General features: G+C 69.8%; 18 protein-coding genes. 11 read left to right on the forward strand and 7 right to left on the reverse strand.

Features of this window, described 5'->3' with window-relative positions; translation table 11 throughout:
- Positions 1-4: 4 nt before the first annotated feature.
- Entirely contained in the window at positions 5-1,522 is a 1,518-nt protein-coding gene (locus I6J71_RS37175) for a polysaccharide deacetylase family protein (RefSeq protein WP_204091133.1), read from the reverse strand.
- Between the two features lie 180 nt (positions 1,523-1,702).
- On the opposite strand from I6J71_RS37175, the gene I6J71_RS37180 reads away from it, so the two are divergent.
- From I6J71_RS37180 to I6J71_RS50205, 5 genes are all read left to right on the forward strand, one after another.
- Positions 1,703-2,395 (forward strand): response regulator transcription factor, encoded by a 693-nt coding sequence (locus I6J71_RS37180; protein WP_204091134.1) that lies wholly within the window; start codon positions 1,703-1,705, stop codon positions 2,393-2,395.
- Between the two features lie 5 nt (positions 2,396-2,400).
- Entirely contained in the window at positions 2,401-3,684 is a 1,284-nt protein-coding gene (locus I6J71_RS37185) for a nucleotide sugar dehydrogenase (RefSeq protein WP_204091135.1), read from the forward strand.
- A gap of 84 nt (positions 3,685-3,768) precedes the next feature.
- On the forward strand, positions 3,769-4,752 hold the full coding sequence (locus tag I6J71_RS37190) for an NAD-dependent epimerase/dehydratase family protein (protein WP_204091136.1): 984 nt from the start codon (positions 3,769-3,771) through the stop codon (positions 4,750-4,752).
- Positions 4,752-5,825 carry a glycosyl hydrolase family 18 protein gene (locus tag I6J71_RS37195; protein ID WP_204091137.1) on the forward strand — a complete coding sequence of 358 codons (1,074 nt, stop codon included), beginning with the start codon at positions 4,752-4,754 and terminating at the stop codon, positions 5,823-5,825. The genes I6J71_RS37190 and I6J71_RS37195 overlap by 1 nt, the downstream gene beginning before the upstream one ends.
- 14 nt (positions 5,826-5,839) lie before the next feature.
- A complete protein-coding gene (locus I6J71_RS50205) occupies positions 5,840-7,645 on the forward strand; it encodes a glycosyltransferase family 2 protein (RefSeq protein ID WP_304503253.1) in 1,806 nt (601 codons plus the stop codon).
- Positions 7,646-7,738: 93 nt separating this feature from the next.
- On the opposite strand, the gene I6J71_RS37205 is transcribed toward I6J71_RS50205, so the two are convergent.
- Positions 7,739-8,881 (reverse strand): FAD-dependent monooxygenase, encoded by a 1,143-nt coding sequence (locus I6J71_RS37205; RefSeq protein WP_204091138.1) that lies wholly within the window; start codon positions 8,879-8,881, stop codon positions 7,739-7,741.
- Between the two features lie 97 nt (positions 8,882-8,978).
- Between I6J71_RS37205 and I6J71_RS37210 the strand changes: the two genes are divergently transcribed.
- Positions 8,979-9,680 carry a TetR family transcriptional regulator gene (locus I6J71_RS37210; RefSeq protein WP_239154130.1) on the forward strand — a complete coding sequence of 234 codons (702 nt, stop codon included), beginning with the start codon at positions 8,979-8,981 and terminating at the stop codon, positions 9,678-9,680.
- Positions 9,681-9,810: 130 nt separating this feature from the next.
- On the opposite strand, the gene I6J71_RS37215 is transcribed toward I6J71_RS37210, so the two are convergent.
- Entirely contained in the window at positions 9,811-10,167 is a 357-nt protein-coding gene (locus I6J71_RS37215; RefSeq protein WP_204091139.1) for an ArsC/Spx/MgsR family protein, read from the reverse strand.
- Between the two features lie 18 nt (positions 10,168-10,185).
- Positions 10,186-10,785 carry a hypothetical protein gene (locus tag I6J71_RS37220; RefSeq protein ID WP_204091140.1) on the reverse strand — a complete coding sequence of 200 codons (600 nt, stop codon included), beginning with the start codon at positions 10,783-10,785 and terminating at the stop codon, positions 10,186-10,188.
- A 152-nt stretch (positions 10,786-10,937) separates the two neighbouring features.
- Here I6J71_RS37220 and I6J71_RS37225 point away from each other — a divergent pair, with 152 nt between their 5' ends.
- Entirely contained in the window at positions 10,938-11,468 is a 531-nt protein-coding gene (locus tag I6J71_RS37225) for a GNAT family N-acetyltransferase (protein WP_204091141.1), read from the forward strand.
- A gap of 1,527 nt (positions 11,469-12,995) precedes the next feature.
- Here the strand turns inward: I6J71_RS37225 and I6J71_RS37230 are convergent.
- The gene (locus I6J71_RS37230) at positions 12,996-13,445 is read right to left on the reverse strand and encodes an MEKHLA domain-containing protein (protein WP_204091142.1); all 450 of its coding nucleotides are present in this window, start codon (positions 13,443-13,445) and stop codon (positions 12,996-12,998) included.
- 157 nt (positions 13,446-13,602) lie between these two features.
- Positions 13,603-14,244, reverse strand: coding sequence for an FMN-dependent NADH-azoreductase (locus I6J71_RS37235; RefSeq protein WP_204091143.1), 642 nt, complete (start codon positions 14,242-14,244; stop codon positions 13,603-13,605).
- 84 nt (positions 14,245-14,328) lie between these two features.
- On the opposite strand from I6J71_RS37235, the gene I6J71_RS37240 reads away from it, so the two are divergent.
- From I6J71_RS37240 to I6J71_RS37255, 4 genes are all read left to right on the forward strand, one after another.
- Complete coding sequence (locus I6J71_RS37240) at positions 14,329-14,823, forward strand: MarR family winged helix-turn-helix transcriptional regulator (protein ID WP_204091144.1); 495 nt, start codon at positions 14,329-14,331, stop codon at positions 14,821-14,823.
- 117 nt (positions 14,824-14,940) lie between these two features.
- Positions 14,941-16,692 (forward strand): cytochrome c oxidase subunit I, encoded by a 1,752-nt coding sequence (ctaD, locus tag I6J71_RS37245; RefSeq protein ID WP_204091145.1) that lies wholly within the window; start codon positions 14,941-14,943, stop codon positions 16,690-16,692.
- A gap of 38 nt (positions 16,693-16,730) precedes the next feature.
- Positions 16,731-18,317, forward strand: a complete 1,587-nt coding sequence (gene ligD / locus I6J71_RS37250; RefSeq protein WP_204091146.1) for a non-homologous end-joining DNA ligase — start codon at positions 16,731-16,733, stop codon at positions 18,315-18,317.
- A 54-nt stretch (positions 18,318-18,371) separates the two neighbouring features.
- Positions 18,372-19,358: an LLM class F420-dependent oxidoreductase gene (locus I6J71_RS37255; RefSeq protein WP_204091147.1), complete on the forward strand. Its 987-nt coding sequence runs from the start codon at positions 18,372-18,374 to the stop codon at positions 19,356-19,358.
- 1,031 nt (positions 19,359-20,389) lie between these two features.
- Here the strand turns inward: I6J71_RS37255 and I6J71_RS37260 are convergent.
- Complete coding sequence (locus I6J71_RS37260; protein WP_204091148.1) at positions 20,390-20,734, reverse strand: hypothetical protein; 345 nt, start codon at positions 20,732-20,734, stop codon at positions 20,390-20,392.
- Positions 20,735-20,789 lie beyond the last annotated feature (55 nt).

Here is a 20,789-nt window from a genome sequence, read left to right on the forward strand (position 1 = left end):
GACCTCAGTCACCTGGCTCCACGGGAGCGATGACCTGGCCCGGCTTCGACGGAACCAGCGGTTTCGCGTGCTTGCCGAACACGCCTGCCTTCACCGAGTTGCGGCTCGGCACCGCGAACCGCCGCGGACTCGTGGGCGACGCCTGGATGGCCGCCGCCGCGGCAGCGCCCGAACCCGCGGTGAACGAGTAGTCGTCGGTGGTCACGGAACCGTTGGCGATGAGCGCGAGGCCGAAGCTCAGCCCGACCGCGCCCGCGGGCGCCGGCGGGGTGGTGAACGTGCCCTGCGTCCAACCCGGCGCCGCGTCGAGCCACGGACCGGACGTCCAGTACTGCCAGAAGCCCTGCGTGTTGCGGTAGTACAGCGCGAACTGCGTGATCGCCGTGGACTTGTACCAGACGCCGACGGTGTACGTGCTGCCTGCGGTCACCGTGGGCGTGCAAGCGCCCAGGTCGAACGTCGGCAGGAGCTTCGCGTCACCGTCCGTGTAGCCGGTGACGTCGAGCCGCTCGGCGTACGTTCCGGTGTGCGCGTCGGTGGTGCGCGTCCACGTCGGCGTGTTGGCGCCGTAGCCACCCGGCATGTAGCAGTCGGGGAACCCCGTGCCGCTCGTCGAGCTCTCGAGCGAGGTGTTGGCCAGCGTCGTGTTCGTCGACGCCGGTGCGGTCACGATGGGTTTCACCGCGCCGCCGATGACCTGGTTGATGGTCTTCACCGTCGTGCCCACGCTCGTGCGTGTGGACAGCCACGACAGGAACTGGTCGAGCCGCGTGGTCGGGATCGACAGCTCATCGCACCCCGTGCCGTCGCAGACGTGGTGGAAGGTGAACGTCAGCAGCCCGCCGATGTTCTCGGCCGCGGTGACCGCGCTCTGCATCTGCTCCAGGGTCCAGGTGTTGTCGTCCTCGTCGAGGGCGCGCAGCTCGAACGCGTCGCGGGGCGGCGTCGTCTCGGCAGCGGGACAGCCGGCGCAGCCGTGCGCCGAAGCGATGTCGCCGAGTCCGCGGGCGCTGTTGTACCCGCACGTGCGCGCCGTGTTCTTCACCGTGGTGTTCAGCGACGCGTACGGGTACGCGAAGCTCGTGACGGAAAAGCCCATGCCGGCCAGCGCCGCGCGGTCGTTGCAGATCTGCCGCTTCGCCTCGTCGGCGGGCACCGTGGCGAGGTCGGGGTGCGTGACGGTGTGTCCACCGATCTCGTGCCCGGCACCGGCGATCGTCTGCAGGTCGGCCTGGGTGAGGTAGCCGGGCGCGCCGACCGAACCGCTGATGATGTAGAAGGTGCCCTTCATGTTGTACTTCTGCAGGATCGGCAGCGCGTTCAGCTGGTCCGCGTTGCCGTCGTCGAACGTGAGGCTCACGGCGAGCGGCCTCGCGAGCGACGCGGAAGCCGTGGAGCTCTCCGCCGCCAGCGCGGGCAGCACGCACAGCAGCGCGGCCGCGCAGACCGCGAGCTTCGTGCGCGCCCGCCGGAAGTCGAAGCCCCCGCGGGGCTTGCGGTGTTTCCGCCTTCTTCTTTGCATGGGTGGCCACCAATAGCTCGGGGATTCCTGAACCGACCGTATTGTCCAGACCGCGGCACCGGATCCCCCTCCGAGACGAGGCCACCTACCGCAAATGCGGGATCTCCGTCATCTGCATGAGTCCGCTTTCGCACAGCTGGCTGAGGACAAGCCGGTGCGCGCGCTGCTTTGCTGTGCGGCGTGGACATCACCCGCCTCTTCCTGATCGAAGACCACCTCATGGTGGCCGACGTGCTCACGTCGAGCCTCGCCACCGTGCCGTGGCTCAGGGTGGTCGGCACCCGGTCCGCCACGGACCCGGCGTTGCGCCCCGCGCTTTCGGCGCAGCAACCGGACGTGGTGACCGTCGAACTGCAGTCGCTCACCGACGTGCGTGAGCGGATCCGCACTTGGCGCGAAGCGGCACCAGCCGCGTGTTTCGTGGCGCTCACCGCGAGCCGGGATCGGGAGCTCGCGGTGAGCGCGGCCCACGCGGGGATCAACACCTGGATCCCCAAGGAGAGCTCGCTCGAAGACCTGCTCGACCGCGTCCGCGGCGCCCGCGCAGGGCACGCGTGGTACCCGCCGGAGCTGCTGGCCGCGCTGTTCGACCGGCTGCGCCGCGACGGTGCGGCACCGCGCCGGACCGGGTCGAGCCCCCTCGACGTATTGAGCGGGCGCGAACTCGAAGTGCTGGTCGCGATGGTCGACGGCGACCGCAGCGACCAGATCGCGGCGCGGCTTCAGCTTTCCCGTCACACCGTGCGCACGCACACCCGAAACCTGTTCCGCAAGCTGAAAGTCCACAGCGGACTGGAAGTCGTGAAGATCGCCCGAGCCGCCGGCATCGAGCCCACCGGCCAGACGCCGGCCCGGAAAGGGGAACTCCCTTGACTCTCATGGCCGAATCGCCCCTCAGCGAGGCCGACGACCTCGCGTCAACCGCCGTCGTCGGCATGGGCTACGTGGGCCTGCCGACGGCGCTGGGCTTGCACGCCGCCGGCGCGCGCGTGCTGGGCCTCGACACGAGCGCCGCGCGGCGCGAGACGATCGCCTCCGGCGAACCCGACCTGGTCGACGCCGACGTCGCGCGCCTGGCGGCGGCCCGCGGCGACGACCGCTTCGCAGTCACCGGCGACCCCGCGCGGCTGGCCGAAGCCGACTCGGTGATCGTCTGCGTCCCGACGCCACTGGACCGCTACCTGACGCCGGACCTCGGCCCGCTGCGGTCGGCGTGCCAGGCCGTGGTCGAGCACGCGCGGCCGGGGCAGACGCTCATCCTCACGTCCACCAGCTACGTCGGCACCACGCGGGAGCTGCTCGTGGAACCGTTGGCCGACCGGGGCCTCGTGGTCGGCAAGGACGTGTTCGTGGCGTTCAGCCCGGAACGCATCGACCCCGGCGTCCCCGAGCACACGCAACTCGGCACACCCCGCGTCGTCGGCGGCTGCACGGCGGCGTGCGCCGGCCGCGCACGGCGCGTGCTGGAACGCTTGACCCCGCTCGTGCACGAGGTGTCCTCGGCCGAAGTGGCGGAACTGACGAAGCTGTACGAAAACTCGTTCCGCGCGGTGAACATCGCACTGGCCAACGAGTTCGCCGGGATCTGCTCGACGTTCGAGCTCGACCCGATCGAGGTCACGCGCGCGGCGGCGACCAAACCGTACGGCTTCATGACCTTCTACCCCGGACCGGGCGTCGGCGGCCACTGCATCCCGTGCGACCCGCACTACCTGCTGTGGCAGCTGCGCGAGGCCCGCGGCACCGCTCCGCTGATCAGCCAGGCCATGACGTCGATCGCCCACCGGCCGGGCCAGGTGGCCGACCGCGTGACCGCCACGCTGTCCGCCGCGGGCCGCGGGGTGGCGGGCACGCACATCGTCGTGGTGGGCGTGACGTACAAGCCCGGCGTGCGCGACCTGCGTGAGTCGTCCGCCCTGGAGATCCTCGAGCGACTGGCCGCTCGCGGCGCCAAGGTCGACTATCACGACCCCCTCATTCCGGAGCTGTCGCTGGGCGACCGGTCGCTCCAGAGCGTCCCCGACCCGCACGGCACGGACTTCGACCTGGCGCTGATCCACACCGTCCACCCCGGACAGTCCTACGACTGGATCGAGCACTGCCCCCTCGTCCTCGACGCGACTTACACGTTCGAGGCCGCCGGGCACCGCGAACTCGTCTGACCCCGGCGCGGCCGCTTCGCCTGTCCGTTGCGGCCGCGCCGGCCTGTTCCATCCCAGCGATTACTCCGACGAAAGGGCGAACCCATGCGGTGCTTGGTGACCGGCGGGGCCGGCTTCATCGGTTCCCACCTGACCGAGCGGCTGCTCGGCGAAGACCGCGAGGTGGTGGTGCTGGACGACTTCAGCACCGGCACCGCGCAGAACCTCGCGGCCGTCGCGGACGACCCACGGCTGCGGATCGTCCGCGGCTCCGTGTGCGATCCGGAGGCGGTGGAGTCGTGCCTGGCGGGGGTCGAGCAGATCTACCACCTCGCCGCGGCCGTCGGCGTGTTCACGATCATGCGCAAGACCCTGCAGAGCCTGCGTACCAACCTGCTCGGCACCGAAGTCGTGCTCGACGCGGCGCTGCGGCACGACGCCCGCATCCTCGTCACCTCGACCAGCGAGGTCTACGGCAAGAACACGTCGATCGGCCTGCGCGAAGACGACGACCGCGTGGTCGGCTCGCCGTTGAAGAACCGCTGGTCCTACGCCGAAGCGAAGGCGCTCGACGAGACGTTCACCCACCTCTACGGCACCGAGCTCGGGGTGCGGACGGTGCTGGTGCGGCTGTTCAACACCGTCGGCCCGCGCCAGCGCGGCCGCTACGGCATGGTCGTGCCGCGGTTCGTCGACCAGGCGCTGACCGGGCAGCCGCTCACGGTGTTCGGCACGGGCCGGCAGACGCGGTGCTTCTGCCACGTGCTCGACGTCGTGCCCGCGCTGGTCGCGCTGCTCGACGACGAGTCGGCGCACGGCACTGTGTACAACCTCGGCAGCCCGGAGCAGGTGAGCATCGAAGAGCTCGCGGGGCTCGTCATCGCGGCGACGAAGTCCGGCAGCGAGATCGTGAAGGTGCCCTACTCCGAGGCTTACGGTGAGGGGTACGAGGACATGCAGCGGCGTATTCCGAACTGTGCGCGGGCCGCGCAGCAGGTCGGGTTCCGGGCGGCGCACAGCCTGCGGGAAACCATCGACGCCGTGATCGACGACCGGCGGGCGCACCTGCGGGCCGCCGTCGCCGGTTGATGCCAACGCGCCCGGCCCGGCCGCGTCACCGCGGCCGGGTCGCCTTGCTGCTCGTCTGCGAGCTGCTGGTGCTGACGTTGCTGCGGGACGGAGGAGCGCGCGCGGCCGTGCGGCCACACACGATCGCGTCGCTCCCCTATTGGAACCTGGCCGACGGGACCGCGACGGTGCAGTCGCACACATCGCAGGTGACGGAGGCTTCGCCGTGGCTCTACGGCCTCGACGCCGAGGGCCGGCTCGTCCCGCAGTCGGAGCGCACGGGTGATCTCGCGCAGCTGCGCGCCACGGGCGTGGAGCTGACTCCGACGATCGCGAACGTCACCGAGGGCCGGTGGCACCCGCAGATCGTGCAGCGGATCCTGCACGATCCGCCGGAGCTGACGCAGCACGTGGCGGACATCGTCGCGCTGGCCGTGGGTGAGGACTTCGCGGGTATCGACATCGACTACGAGGAGCTGCGCGCCGGCGACCGCGCGGCGTTCACGGAATTCATCACGCGGCTCGCGGATTCGCTGCACCGCAACGAAAAACGCCTGTCGGTCGACGTTTTCGCCAAGACGACGGACGTCGGCTACGACGAGCGCAACCGTGCCCAGGACTACGCCGCGCTGGGCCGTGTGGCCGACCAGGTCCGGCTGATGGCCTACGACTACCACTGGCAGACATCGGCACCGGGCCCGATCGCGCCCGAGGGCTGGGTCCGCGACGTGCTGACGTACACCGTGACGCAGATCCCGCCCGGGAAGATCGTCCTGGGCGTGCCGATGTACGGCTACGACTGGGTGGGCCACAGCGGCGTGCCGGTGACGTGGGTGCAGGCCTACGGCCGTTCGCGGGAGTTCGGCGCGGCCGTGGAGTGGGACGGCTTCAGCGAGTCGCCGCACTTCACCTACACCGATTCCGCCGGGCAGCGGCACGACGTCTGGTTCGAGAACGCCTACAGCGCCTCGATCAAGTTCGCACAGGCGCGGCAGTTCCGGATCGGCGGGGTGTTCCTCTGGCTGTTCGGCACGGAGGACGACCTCGTCTGGTCCAAACTCGACACTTACTGGACACCCGCGGAGGCTCGATGATCCCCCTTTGGCTGATGGCAATCTTCGTCTTCGGGGTGAACTTCACGTTGTGGGGCACTGCCGGGCTCGCGCGTGCGATCGAGAACCGCCTCCGCCGGCCGCGGCCGGCCCAGCCGTTGCCCGTGCCGTGCCGCCACCCGGGCGGCGTGCGCCGCTCGCGGGTCGCCGTGCTCATGGCCGCGCACAACGAGGAGATCGTGATCGCCGACTCGCTGGCCGCCATCACCCGCCTCGTCCGGCCCGAAAACGTCCACGTCGTCTCCGACGGTTCCACCGACCGCACGGTCGAGATCGCCCTCGCGTGCGGGGTGAATGTCACCGAGACTCCCGTCAACGTCGGCAAAGCCGGCGCCCTGGAAGAAGGCGTGCGCCACTTCTCCCTCGCCACCCGCTTCGACGCCGTGCTGCTGCTCGACGCCGACACCCGCCTCGACCCCGGCTATTTCGACGCCGCCCTCCCGGAATTCGACGACCCGGCCGTGGTCGCCGTCGCCGGCTGCGCCGCCACCGACTGGTCCGCCGCCAAGCGGGGGTTTGCCGCCTGGCTGTTCACCGCGCACCGCTCCCGCATCTACGCCGTGCTCCAACGCCTCCTCAAGTTCGGCCAAACCTGGCACCGCACCAACGCGACGCCGATCGTCCCGGGCTTCGCCAGCCTTTATCGAGCCCACGTGCTGCCGCGGATCGACATCAACCCGCCGGGGCTCGTGATCGAGGACTTCAACATGACGTTCGAGGTGTACCGCCGGCGCCTGGGCAAGGTCGGCTTCTCCTTGCGCGCCGTCGCCGTCACCCAGGACCCGGACTCGCTGCGGGACTACGTGCGCCAAACCCGCCGGTGGGCCCTGGGCTTCTGGCAGACAGTCCGCCGCTTCCGGCCACGCGCCGACCTCTTCACGGCCATGCTCGGTCTCTACCTCGTCGAACTCGTACTGGCCAGCGTCTTCATGGCCCTGCTCCCCTTCGTGGTCGTCCTGCTCCTCCTCGCTGAGTTGCCTGGCTTCCTCGCCGTACCCGTAGCCGGCGACGTCACCCTCGCCGTCGGCCACTACGTCAACCTCCCGACGATCGCCTTCGGCATCCTCCTGCCCGACGTGATCCTGACGGTCGCCGTCGCCCTCACCGAACGCCGCGCCCGCTACCTCCTCATGGCGCCCTTCTACCTCCCCCTCCGTTGTCTCGACGCGTTCGTCGCTCTCTGGACGCTCCCCCGCGCCTGGCTCGAACGCTCCACCGGCCGCTGGCAGAGCCCCTCCCGCCGCGCCGCCGATGCCTCCGGCCTCTCCGGCGTCTCTGATGTCTCCGAGGTCTCCGTCGGCGCCCCCGGCCAGCCCCTACCCGGAGGCCCGCAACCGCACCAGACCCGCGGCCCGCGTCCTCGTGAATCCCACTCCAGTGGCTCGCTACCGCACCAGTCTCAACCCAGCAGCTCCCTCCCGCACCAGTCTCGACCCAGCAGCACGCTCCCTGGCCAGTCCCACTCCAGCGGCTCCCTCCCGCACCAGTCTCAACCCAACGGCCCACTCCCTCGCCAGCCGCAACCCAGCAGCACCCTCCCCGGCCAGTCCCATCCCAACGGCCCGCTCCCGCACCAGACCCACCCCAGCGGCCCACTCACTCGCCAGTCCCAGCCCAGCGGCGGTTCGCTCCCCCGCCAGTCCCAATCCAGCAGCACCCTCGCCCGCCAGCCACACCCCACCGGACCCGGGCGAGGCCACTCCATCCCGGACCACTCCACTGCCGACTCCGAACCGATCTGGCCATCGGAGCTGCCCCCGGAATGGCCGCCCGACCCGTTCCCGCGCGAGAAGGTCAGCTGACCACTCGCATCCCGCCTCGGCAGCCGGCAGCACCCACGGGTCGCGCCGGAACCCACTCGCGGCTGCGACCGTAGAACCCTTGTTCCGCAGGCGTCACGCGCCCTTGGCCAGCGCGAGCTTCTGCGCGGCGCTCACCAACGGCAGCAACCGCGTTCCGAAGTTGCGCACCGCCATCCCCGCACGTGTCGCGGGGATCAGCAACGCCGTGGCCACGGGAACCTTGCGCTGTTTGGGATCCGACAGCTTCCGGTGCGCCGCCTCGTACCGCCGGAAGGCCAAGGCCGGATCGTGCGGGCTCGCCACCAGTTCGGTTGCGAGTGTGTACGCCCCAGCCATCGCCAGCGTCGAGCCGTCTCCGAACAACGACACACACGAAGCCGCGTCGCCCACCAGCACCACCCGGCCCGCCGACCACTTCGGGACGCGCACGCGGCTCACGGAATCGAAGTACAAGTCCTCGGCCACGCGCACGTGCTCGCGCAGCTCGGGCACCCGCCAGCCCGCCCCGGCATACGCGTTCTCCAGCAACCGCTTGTGCTGCTCCGCGTCTCGGTGGTCGAAGCCGGGCACCGCCCGGCCGCGGAACATGAACGCCACGATCCCGCGCTCCCGCGACGGGTGCAGCGCCATCGCACGCCCCGGCGAGTTGTACATGACGATCTCAGTGCGATCGCTCACCGGTCCGTCGAACGGCATGGTCGCAACGTATACGCCCATGTGCTCCACGAATCCCGGCTCCGGCCCGAACGCGAGCCGGCGCACCGCCGAATGCAGCCCGTCGGCGCCCACCACGAGGTCGAACCGCCGCGGCGCACCGTGCTCGAACGTGACGTCGACGCCGCCCGCATCCTGCGCGAGCGCGACTACGGAATCCTGGAACACGTACTCCGCGTCGTCGCCGCTCGCGTCGTGCAGGATGCGCGCGAGATCGGTGCGGGTCAGCTCGACGCCGGTGCCACCGCCATCGTCCATCGGCACCCGGCCGACGCTCTTCCCCCGGTCGTTCACAAACCTCAGGCTCGTGACGCCGGTGGCCGCCTCCCGCAGCCGCGCGCTGATGCCCATCTTCCGCGCCACGTCGGCAGCAGGCCCGCGCACGTCGACCGGACTGCCGCTCGAGCGCAGTCCCGCCGCGCGTTCCACCACGGTCGGGTGGTACCCGGCGCGCACCAGCCAGTGGGCGAGCGTCGGTCCGGCGACACCCGCACCGGAAATCAGCACTGTCTTCGTGGCCATCGGTCATTCCTCCCCAGCCCGACGATCTATCTGACCGTCGGTCAGTGCCGAAGGTACACGCCTGTCCACTGGTCAGGCAAGGAGGTAAGCTGACCGGGTGACAGAAGACGTTCCCCCCGACACCCGGGCCCGCATCCTGAGCGCCGCGATGGACATGTTCGCCGCGCGCGGATACCACGCGACGTCGGTGCGGGAAATCGCCGAACGGGTCGGTGTCACGAAGACCGCGGTGCTGTACCACTTCCCCGGCAAGGCCGACATCATCGCCGCGCTCACCGAGCCGATGCTGGTCGACCTGGAGGCCGCGATCGACTCCGCCCAGGCCCTCGCGCCGGACCCGCACCGGGCCCGGGACGCGGTGATCGAGGGCCTGCTCGACGTGTGGCTCCGGCACCGCTACCTGCTGCGCCTCAACCTGCGCGACCTCGGGTTGACGGCGTCCCAGTCGGTGTTCGACCGCTTCCGCAACGGCATGCTGCGGGCGAACCTGATCGTGGCAGGCCCCGGCGGGGACCTCGCCGGTGACGTTCGGGCCGCGCAGGCCATCGCCATGCTCAGCGACCCGGTGGTGCTCTTCGCCGATCAACCGGCCGACGAACTGCGCGCCGCGGTGCTCGACGGGGTCCACCGACTCTTCGACCAGCCGCGCCCGCGTGCCGGGCGGGGCCGGCCGACGGTCATGACCGACAACCTGATGGTCCTGTGCCGCAAGCTCCACGACGAGGGCTTCTCGGCCGCCCGGATCGCCGACGAGCTGGGCGTCTCACGCGCGACGGTGTACCGCCATCTGCCGGGCTAGCATTATTGAGACGCTTTATGATACTTTTGAGACACCACCGGCACAGCAGTACTCAGGACTCACCGAGAACCCGCGCACCGAGAAACAGGGGAGGCGAATGGACGGAACAACGGCACGACATCCGGGCGTGTCAGCCCAGGACGGAACGGACCGTCTCTTCGTCGCGCGCGACGACTGTGGTGCCGTCGTCGGCCGTGATGATCGGGCGCTGGATCAGTGAAGGGTTGGCCGACAGCGCCTCGATCCAGCGGGCACGATCGGCCGGCGTGCGCGACCACGACTTCAGGTCGAGCTCCGCCGCGACCTTCTCGCCCGTGCGCGTGATGTCCCACGGATCGAGCCCGAGCCGGTCCAGCACGGCCTCTAGCTCGGCGGGCGTCGGCGGGTCTTCGAGGTAGCGGCGCACCGTGTAGGTGGCACCGGCCTCGTCGAGCAGCGACACGGCGGAGCGGCACTTCGAGCACCGCGGATTGACCCAGATCTCCACGGGCTCACCGTACGCGACCTACTTCGAGAACGCCTGCAGCTGGCACTGGTCGGCCAGCTTGTCGAGGTTGTCGTAGGTGTCGGACGAGCCGTCGTCGATGCGCCACGTGAGGCCGTCGGGGTCGACACTGGTGTCGGGGGCCACGTGCACGTGGGCGCCCTGGGCGGTCATGCCCTTGACCATGTCGTGGAACTGGTCGCTGAACTTCGGGTTGGTTCGCGGCGACAGCTGGGGCGGCTGCAGCGGCAGCTTCCCCTTGCAGACTGCTTCGGCCTTCTTGGGCTGGGGGCTGTCGTCGTTCACGTCGAGCGCGGGTGGGCTGCCGGGGCCGCCGACGGGCCCGGCGTGCCCGCTCCGTCCACTGAGGACGGCGTGGCCGTTGGTGCGGAGGCAGGAGTCGTAGGCGTCCCAGTAGGCCTGTTCCTCCTCGGGCAAGCTGTCGAGCCGCAGCTGCAGGCGGCCGGCGTCGGCGCCGACCGTGGTCGGCGACTCGGGCGCGCCGGCGGTCGCACTGCTCGTGTCGAGGGTGGCGACCTGCGGCGCGCCAGGCTGGCCGGAGCAGGCGCTGAGCAGGGCGAACGCGGCGCCGGCGACAAGAACGGTGATGGATGAACGCACGCCGCGAGCGTGCCGGCCGGTTGTGAGCAAGCTGTCACGACGGAGTCAGGAGGCCACGAGGACGTATCGAGGAGCGCCAACACCCCACGGGTGACGGGCGGGTGCCGCGGATCACCCGCCTGAGAAGGGCGTTTTCGGCGTACCGTTCACCCATGGACATGCCTCTGACCACCGACCGCCTCGTGATCCGGGATTGGTCGGTCGACGACGCCGAAGCTGCCTTCCTCATCTACGGCTCGGATGAGGTCACGCAGTGGCTGACTCCCGCGATGGACCGCGTCACCGACATCGCCGCGATGCGGTCGGTGCTGCACGCGTGGCAGGAGGCACAGCCGAACCTCGTCCCGCCGCGCGGCCGCTGGGCCGTGGCGCGCGCCTCCGACGGTGCAGTGGTGGGCGGGCTGGGGATCCGGCTGCTGCCGCCGTACCAGGAGGACTTGGAGCTGAGCTGGCAGCTGCATCCGGACGCGTGGCACCAGGGCTACGCGACGGAGTCCGCGCGGGCGCTGATCGAGTGGGCGTTCACCCAGGACACCGACGAACTGTTCGCGGTCGCGCGCCCGTCCAACACCCGCGCCATCGCGACGGCCGAGCGCCTCGGCATGCAGTGGGTCGGCGAAACGACCAAGTACTACGACCTGCGGCTGCAGGTGTACCGCATCCGCCACAGCGACATCGTCTGACCCGACCACGGACGCACCCCACCGGCGTCGGCCCGCCCCGGCGCCGGTGAACGCTGCGCGAACACTGGAAACGCCGCGCACCGCGCGAATCCCCCGCCCGCGACGCCCCGGCGGCAACACCCAGGCGGAGAAGCTTCCGCGCCCAGATCGCGGCGCCTCTCGCCGGCGACCCGGGGAGGTCCAGACGTCCGCGCGCACGAGAACTACGGCGCAGACGGTCATGGAGATGCCCAGACACCAAGACGTGCCCTGAAGATCGTGGCACATCGCGCCCGCCCCGGTGGTTGAACACCACAGCACGACCGCGCCGCCCGCCAACCAACCCAGCCGCCCACACCGCGGCAAAGACAGCGCGCCAGGCAACCAGCCTGAGCCTCCGCGAAACCCGAAGACCACGCCGCGGGCGCACCAACTCCGCCGCCCGCCGCACCGCCAGCAGGCCGCAGAGCCAGCGGACGGACTCCGGAGGCCGCGTGCCCCGACGAGATCGCCGCGCGAGCAGACCGGCCCGAGCGCTCGCACAAGCTTCGAAGACCACAACGCCAGCAGACCATTTCAGTCGCCCGCAGACCCCGGCACAACCACAGCGCAAGCAGACCAGCCGAGCCTCTACACAACCCGAAGACCACAGCGCAGGCGCACCAACTCCGCCGCCCGCCGCACCGCCAGAAGGCCGCAGAGCCAGCGGGCAGACTCGGGCGCCGACGCACCACCGAGAGATCGCGCAAGCAGCCCCGGCCCGAGATTCGAAGACCGCGACGCCAGCAAATCATGTCAGTCGCCCGCAGACCCCGGCACAACGGCAGTGCTAGCAGAGCAGCCCGAGCCACCACACAGAACCCGGAGACAGCGCAGGCACACCGACTCCGCCGCCCGCCGCACCGCCAGCAGGTCGCAGAGCCAGCGGACGGACTCCGGAGGCCGCGTGCCCCGACGAGATCGCCGCGCGAGCAGATCGGCCCGAGCGCTCGCAAAGGTCCGAAGACCGCAGTGCTAGCAGACCAGCCCGAGCCTCCACACAGAACCCGGAGACAGCGCAGGCACACCGATTCCGGCGCGCATGCACCGCGCGAAACCGCAGAGCCGGCGGGCAGAATCGGGCGCCACGCACCACCGAGAGATCACGCCAGCAGCCGCCCGCCCAGGATTCGAAGACCGCGACGTGCGCAGACCCCAACTCCGGCACCCACGTACCGTGCGAAGAACCCGGGGGCAGACTCCGAGGCCCCTGCACCAGCGGAACAGCACCACGACAGACCAACCCAAGCGCTTGCCTGGACCCGAAGACCGCGACGCGCGCAGACCTCCGACACCCACGCACCGCGAAGAACCAGCGAACAGACTCTGCCGTCCCCGCACCAGCGGAACAACACCACGACAGAACAACCCGAGCGCTCGCACAAGACCCGAAGACCGCGACGTCAGCTAACCAGCTCGGCCGAGCGCGCACCGCAAGAAGACCGTCAGGCGAGCCGGCAAGCTCGAGCGCCCGTGCGTCGCGAGCCGGCAAGTGGTGCCGGCGGCGGTTCAGGCGTCCGTGTAGCGCGGGAAGATCGCGGCCTGGCCGTGGTTCACGCCGGTGGGATCGGTGAGGTTCCACATGGTGACGTCTTCGATCCAGAAGCGGCGGCCCGACTTGGCGATGCGGCGGCCGCGGTAGCCGGTGGCGAAGCCGTGGGCCGTGACGGCTGCGAGGAGGGCGTCGCGGTCTTCCTGGCGGTCAGGTTCGGCCGAGAGGCGCGAGGGCAAGCCCGTGAATTCGGGCCAGGGACGTTCGAAGGCTTGCTGCGCCATGAGGTTGGCGTAGGTGAAGTGGGGGTCGCCGGCGGTGTCGTGGGCGAGGAGGCCGAAGGGGGCGTCCGCGTAGAGCCAGTGGGCGAGGTCGTGCGGCTCGCCCGTGACGAGCGGGGTGCCCACCAGCCGCTCGTAACTGGAGGTCAGGAGGCGGGCGAAGGTGGCGTCCTGGGGCGACGGCATGTCGCCAAAGTACGCCCACCGCAACGCGGCAAGCGGGGACGGGTGATCGACTTCACGGGCGGCGTCCACTGTGGAAACGCGGCTCGCCACGGTCTCCCCCGCGCAACCGTGGCGAGCCGGCGAGCCTGCGGACGGCCGGGAGCCACCCCACAAGAACTCAGGCGTTGACCGGCGTCCAGAGCTCGTCGATCTCGCGCTCGGCGGCGGCGAGGCTCTCGGCGGCCAGGCCGCGAAGGTCGGCCATGGCCGGGTTGGTGTCGGCGAGCGTCAGCTCGGCGGAGATGAAGCGCGGCTCGAGGCCGGTGATCGCGAGGCCGTGCGGCAGCCACGGCTCGGCGTGGTCCCAGCCGAAACGCGGGGTGCCCTCGCCGTAACCGCCGCCGCGGGAGGCCAGGACGAGGAACTCGCGCCCGTCGAGGAGACCGGCGCCAGTGGCGGGGTCGAAGGCCAGGCCGGGCGCGATGAGGTGGTCGACCCAAGCCTTCACGACGCTCGGGGCGCCGTAGTTGTACAGCGGCAGGCCGAGCAGCACCGTGGTGGCCTCGCGGATCTCGCCGACCAGTTCCTCGGTCAGCTTCCAGGACTCGTTCTGCTCGGGGGTGCGCTCCTCGGCCGGCACGAGGCGGGCGAGGCCGGCCACGGAGTCGAAGTGCGGAACGGGGTTCGCACCCAGGTCGCGGTAGGTGACGGTGCCGTCGGGGTGCGCGGCGCGCCACGCGTCAGCCGCGCGGGCGGTGAGCTTGCGGCTCACGGATCGGTCACCGTTGATGCTGGAGTCGATGTGGAGGAGGTGAGGCATCTCGTTAGCCACCCATAGATCGTTTGCGTAGGACAAACCATTTATATCACACAGACGACTAGCGAGTTCTCGTACACTGGACACATGGCCTCGCTCCCGGTCGTCAACCAGCCGCCCCACCGGTGCGGCGCTCTGCTCGACCACCTCTCCCGCCGGGTGCGGACGCGGTCCGAGACCGTGCTGGCACCTCTGGGCCTGCGGCCGCGCCACCTGCTCACGCTCACCGTCCTGCGTGACCACGGCAGCAGCACTCAGCAGGCCCTCGCGGCCACGCTGGGCATCGACAGCACGAACCTCGTCGGGCTGCTCAACGACCTCGAAGCCGACAACCTGATCGAGCGCCGCCGCTCGCCGGAAGACCGCCGCCGGCACGTCGTGGACCTCACGGACGTCGGCGCCAAGAAGCTGGCCAAGGCGGAGTTCGCCCTGGCCGCGGTCGAGGACGAGGTGCTGGCCGCCCTCAGCGTCGAGCAGCGCGAGCAGCTCTACGGCCTCCTCCAGCAGGCCACCGCGACCACGGACGTCGTCGCCTGCGCCGGCGCGGAGGACGAACCGGTTCCGCCGGTCATGTACCGCTGAACCGCGAAAAACGAACCCCACCAGGCGATCCACGGCGTTGAAAAACCGACCCCGGTCGGCCTTCGTGAGCGTGCTCACAATGGGTACGCCCGCGCGCCGTTAGGGGGTCGAGGATCCATGACCGACACCGTGAACAGGCCTGTTCCGGTTCCGACGCGGCCTGCGTGGCGAGGAGCCAAGGGCGGGCAGGTCCTGAAGGTCGTGCGGACGACCGATCACAAGACGATCGGCGTGCTGTACCTCACGACGTCGTTCGCGTTCTTCCTGATCGGCGGGCTCACCGCGTTGCTCATGCGCACCGAGCTCGCGCAGCCCGGGCTGCAGTTCCTCTCCCCCGAGCAGTACAACCAGCTGTTCACCATGCACGGCACGATCATGTTGCTGCTCTACGCCACCCCGAACCTGTTCGGGTTCGCGAACTTCGTGGTGCCGCTGCAGATCGGGTCGCCCGATGTGGCGTTTCCCCGGCTGAACGCGTTCTCGTACTGGCTGTATCTGTTCGGCGGGCTGATCGTGATCAGCAGCTACCTCACACCCGGCGGCCCGCCGGACTTCGGCTGGACCGCGTACACGCCGCTGTCCGACGCGATCCACTCGCCGGGCGTCGGCGGGGACCTGTGGATCACCGGGCTGATCGTGTCCGGGCTCGGGACGATCCTGGGCGCCGTCAACATGGTGACGACGATCGTCACGTTGCGCTGCCCCGGCATGACGATGTGGCGGATGCCCATCTTCACCTGGAACATCCTGCTCACCGGGGTGCTGATCCTGCTCGCGTTCCCGATCCTCACGGCCGCGCTGTTCGCGCTGCTGGCCGACCGGCACATCGGCGCGCACGTGTTCGACCCGGCCAACGGCGGCGCCATCCTCTGGCAGCACCTGTTCTGGTTCTTCGGTCACCCGGAGGTGTACATCGTCGCGCTGCCCTACTTCGGCATCGTCACGGAGATCATCCCCGTGTTCAGCCGGAAACCGCTCTTCGGCTACCGCACGATGGTGTTCGCGACGATCGCCATCACCGGCCTGTCGGCCACCGTGTGGGCGCATCACATGTTCGCGACCGGCGCGGTGCTGTTGCCGTTCTTCTCGTTCATGACGTTCCTCATCGCCGTGCCGACGGGCATCAAGTTCTTCAACTGGATCGGCACGATGTGGAAGGGCAGCCTGACTTTCGAAGCACCGATGCTGTGGTCGATCGGCTTCCTCGTCACCTTCCTGCTCGGCGGCCTCACGGGCGTCATCCTCGCCGCGCCGCCGCTCGACTTCCACGTGCACGACAGCTACTTCGTCGTCGCGCACTTCCACTACGTGCTGTTCGGCACCATCGTGTTCGCGACGTTCGCCGGCATCTACTTCTGGTTCCCCAAGATCACCGGCCGGATGCTCGACGAGCCGCTCGCCAAGTGGCACTTCTGGACGACGTTCATCGGCTTCCACACCACGTTCCTGATCCAGCACTGGCTCGGCGACGCCGGCATGCCCCGCCGCTACGCCGACTACCTGCGCTCCGACGGGTTCACCCTCATGCAGAGCATCTCCACGCTCGGGTCGTTCATCCTGGGTGCGTCGGTGCTGCCGTTCATCTGGAACGTCGTGAAGAGCTACCGCTACGGCGAACGCGTCGAAACCGACGACCCCTGGGGTTTCGGCAATTCGCTGGAGTGGGCGACGACCAGTCCCCCGCCACGGCACAACTTCCTGGAACTGCCGCGCATCCGTTCCGAACGGCCGGCATTCGAGCTGCACTACCCGCACATGGTGGAGCGGATGCGTGAAGAAAGCCACATCCACCGCGGCGGCCGGAACCGGGCGACGCTCAGCGAGACCGCCGCATCGGCGACGATCCCGCCCGACCACCAAGACCGCTGATCGAAAGTGTCCTACTCTGCCTGCAGGAGGGCGGAACCATGGACTCAGCGGCGGAGCGGCTCAGGAAGTACCGCGAGATGCGCGACTTCGAGCGCACCGCCGAGCCCCCGGGCGGCGACGCCGCGACGTCGCCCGGCAACCGGTTCGTCGTGCAGCGCCACCGCGCTCGCCGCCGGCACTACGACCTGCGGCTGGAGCTGAGCGGAGTGCTCATCAGCTGGGCCGTGCCGAAGGGCCCGACGCTGGACCCGAAGGCGCGGCGCCTGGCCGTGCACGTGGAGGACCACCCGCTCGAGTACGCCGACTTCGAAGGCGTGATCCCGCACGGCGAGTACGGCGGCGGCGACGTGATCGTGTGGGACCGCGGCACGTGGGAGCCCGTCGACACCGATGACCCGGAGCAGGCGCTCGCCGACGGCAACCTCCACTTCGACCTGTTCGGGGAGAAGCTGCTCGGCCGCTTCGTGCTCATCCACCCGAGCCGCGACGGCGACGGCAAGCAGTGGCTGCTGCTGCACAAGCAGGACGACCACGCCACGGCCGGCTGGGACGCCGAGGACCACCCGAAGTCCGTGAAGAGCGGCCTGACCAACGACGAGATCAAGGCAGCTCCCCCGGCGCTCTGGCGCGGCGACCTGCCCGCCGCCGAAGCCGAGCAGAAGCTCAAGCCCGTGTTCCGGCCCGCGTCGGACGACGAGCTGGCCGCGCTCGACGAGCTGGGCGCCAAGGGCTCGTGGGCCGTCGCCGGGCGCAAGCTCGCCCTCACCAACCTCGACAAGGTCCTCATCCCGGGCCGCGACGGCGAAGATCCCATCACGAAACGCGACCTCATCCGGTACTACACGCGCATCGGCCCGACGATGCTGCCCTACCTGGCCGAGCGCGCGCTCAACACGAACCGCTTCCCCAACGGCATCGAGAAACCGGGGTTCTGGCACAAGGAAGTGCCCGACCACGCGCCGCAGTGGCTGCACCGCTGGCACTACGAAGCGGCCGATCCCGACGACGTGCAGCAGTACCTCGTGCCCGAGGGCGTCGCGGACCTGGCGTGGCTGGCCAACTTCGGCGCTTTGGAGCTGCACGCGTGGACGTCGCGGATCCAGGACGTCGAGCACCCCACGTGGACGCTGTTCGACATCGACCCCGGGCCGGAGACGTCGTTCGACGACGTGCTTGCCCTCGCCCGCCTGCACCGCACCGCGCTCGATCACCTCGGGGTCATTGGGCTGCCGAAAGTCACGGGGCAGCGCGGGATCCAGGTGTGGGTGCCGGTCGAGCCGCGCTACACCTACGCCGAGACGCGCAAGTGGGCCGAGACCGTGTCGAAGACGATCGGGCGCACGCTACCGGACCTCGTGAGCTGGGCTTGGCAGAAGGATCGCCGCGGCGGGAAGGCGCGGCTGGACTACACGCAGAACGTGCTGAACAAAACGCTCGTCGCGCCCTACAGCGTCCGCCCGCGCCCGGGTGCGCCGGTTTCGGTTCCGCTGCAGTGGGATGAGCTCGACGATCCGGATCTCACGCCCGACCACTGGACGATTCGGACGGTCGCCGACCGCGTCGAATCGGCCGGTGATCCGTTCGCGGCGCTGCTGGGTGTGGAACAGCAACTTCCGAAGCTGTGACATTTCCCGGTTCCGAGCGCACCTGGAGCGCGCTCAAGGCCTAGGGTCGGGGCCATGCGATTCGGACTCTTCGTTCCCCAGGGCTGGCGCCACGACCTCGTCGGCATCGACCCGAAGGACCACTGGACCACCATGCTCGACCTCGCCCGGTTCGCGGACGCGGGCCCGTACGAGTCGATCTGGGTCTACGACCACTTCCACACCGTGCCCGTGCCGAGCGACGAAGCGACGCACGAGGCGTGGAGCCTCATGGCGGCCTACGGCGCGGCGACTTCGCGCGTGCGGCTGGGCCAGATGTGCACCTGCATGGCGTACCGCAACCCGGCCTACCTCGCGAAGGTCGCGGCCACGATCGACGTGATCTCCGGCGGCCGCGTGGAGATGGGCATCGGCGGCGGCTGGTACGAGCACGAGTGGCGCGCCTACGGCTACGGCTTCCCGAGCGCCGGCGAGCGCCTCGGCATGCTCGACGAGGGCGTGGAGATCATGCGCCAGCTGTGGACCGAGGGCAAAGCCACCCTCGACGGCAAGCACTACCAGGTCGACGGCGCCATCTCCCGCCCCCTGCCCTTGCAGGACGGCGGCATCCCCCTGTGGATCGCGGGCGGCGGCGAGAAGAAGACGCTGCGCACGGCCGCGAAGTACGCCCAGTACACCAACTTCGTCGGCGACGTCGAGGGCTTCAAGCACAAGTCCTCGGTGCTCGAAGCCCACTGCAAGGACGTCGGCACTGACTTCGGCGCGATCGTGCGCTCGGCCAACTACAACGTCGTGATCGGTGAGACCGAGAAGGACGTGCAGGACCGCCTGGCATGGATCCGCGCGCACTACGCGCCGCACCTGCCCGCGGACGTCCTCGAGTCCACGTGCGACAGCTTCGCGAAGGGTCCGCTCGTCGGAACGCCGGAGCAGATCGTCGAGCGCCTGAAGGAGCTGGAAGCCCTCGGCATGACCTACGCCATCTCGTACTTCGTCGAGGCGGCCTACGACCGCTCCGGGATCGAGCTGTACACGTCGAAGGTGGTTCCTGAGCTCTCTTGAGCTTTTCGGACGTCCAGCCGGCCGGCGCCCTCTGGGGTTCCGGCCGGTTGTCCTTTGTGGACTCCGTGGGAGCCGTTTCGCTGACGGATGCCCCGGCCGCCGTGCTACCCCGCTACCCCCGCTCGCAACGCTGCCGCCGAGTTAGCGGGTCAGGACCGCCGGGAGAAAACCTCCGCCCTCCTGGGACAAACCCCTGCCCTCCCTGGGCAGGGCTCCCGCCAAGGTGTTGTGGTGTCCAGGAGGATGCCGGGCAGGGCGAGTGCCCTGCTGCCGGCCGAAACCCGGCGCTGACCGAACACGGTGGACCGCTCGTGGGTGATCGCGGCGTGGAGGTGCCTTCCGGCGCCGACGGTGCGGGCGAACGTGCCGCACAGCGGTTTCGCGTCCACCGCAACCGCCAGTGACAGGTGTCGAGGCGGGGTTCGGCGGCATCGTGTCCGGCCGGCCAGGCACTGACCACGTTGTCGATCGGGACGGCGTCGATGCGGCTGGCCACTGGTCGCTCCGTGGCTTTATCCGTTGCGCATACCGGACCACGCGGGCATCGAATCGTGCGCAGGTCGTCCGCCCATCCAGGAGCAGTGCCAACCGCGACGCGCGGGGGCAGGCGATCAAGCGCGGGACGAACCAGCCTCGATGACGCGGCGGGCACGGCTCTCTTCCACGAGCAGGGGACCCGGAGTCTCACATGATCAACAGAGGTTGTAGGGCAGGATCGCCGGGAGACTAACCCCCGCCCTCCCGAGGGGGGCGGCCCCACGTCCATTCTATCGGCCGGCACCGACAGTTTCGGAAAATGCGCCGCAGGGCGAGGTGGTTGTCCACAACTTGGATGCCCTGTGGACAAGCCGGTCTGTGCAAGCGCGATCACGGAGCCACGGCGGTACGTTGGCGAGGGCCGCCCAACACAAGCAAGCCAAGCGACGTCCATCCACCTACGCAGACAGGAGGTCAATCCGAAGTACCCGAACCTGCCAAGCCATCCGCGCCAAGCCACAGAAGCGAACCGGCGCACGTCGCGTTGGAGGAAGTCAGAGAAGTGACTCGAACACATCCGGAAGGGCCACCAGCAGAACCGACACCAGAGCGCACTGAACAGCGAGCGCCGCGACGATACCGAGGTTCCTGAGCGAGCGGACGCCGAGCCCGAGCACCACGCCGATGCCCAGCACGGTGGCGACGGTCAGCGTCAGCGGGTCCTGCCGGCCCCCTTCGCGGACGGCGTCGGCGACGAGGAGGCCCACGGCGGCGGCCGTGGCGAAGGGACCGGCGGACGTGTCGCTGCCGATGTGGCGGAAGACGACACCGAGCAGGCCCGCGGCGAAGCCCAGCACGCACCACAGCACGACGGTCTCGGTCTCGAGCAGGTACGGCATACCGGAGTACTTGATGCCGTACGCGATCTTCTTGCCGAAGGAGAACGCGAGCCGC

Source organism: Amycolatopsis sp. FDAARGOS 1241, from assembly GCF_016889705.1.
Classification (GTDB): domain Bacteria; phylum Actinomycetota; class Actinomycetes; order Mycobacteriales; family Pseudonocardiaceae; genus Amycolatopsis.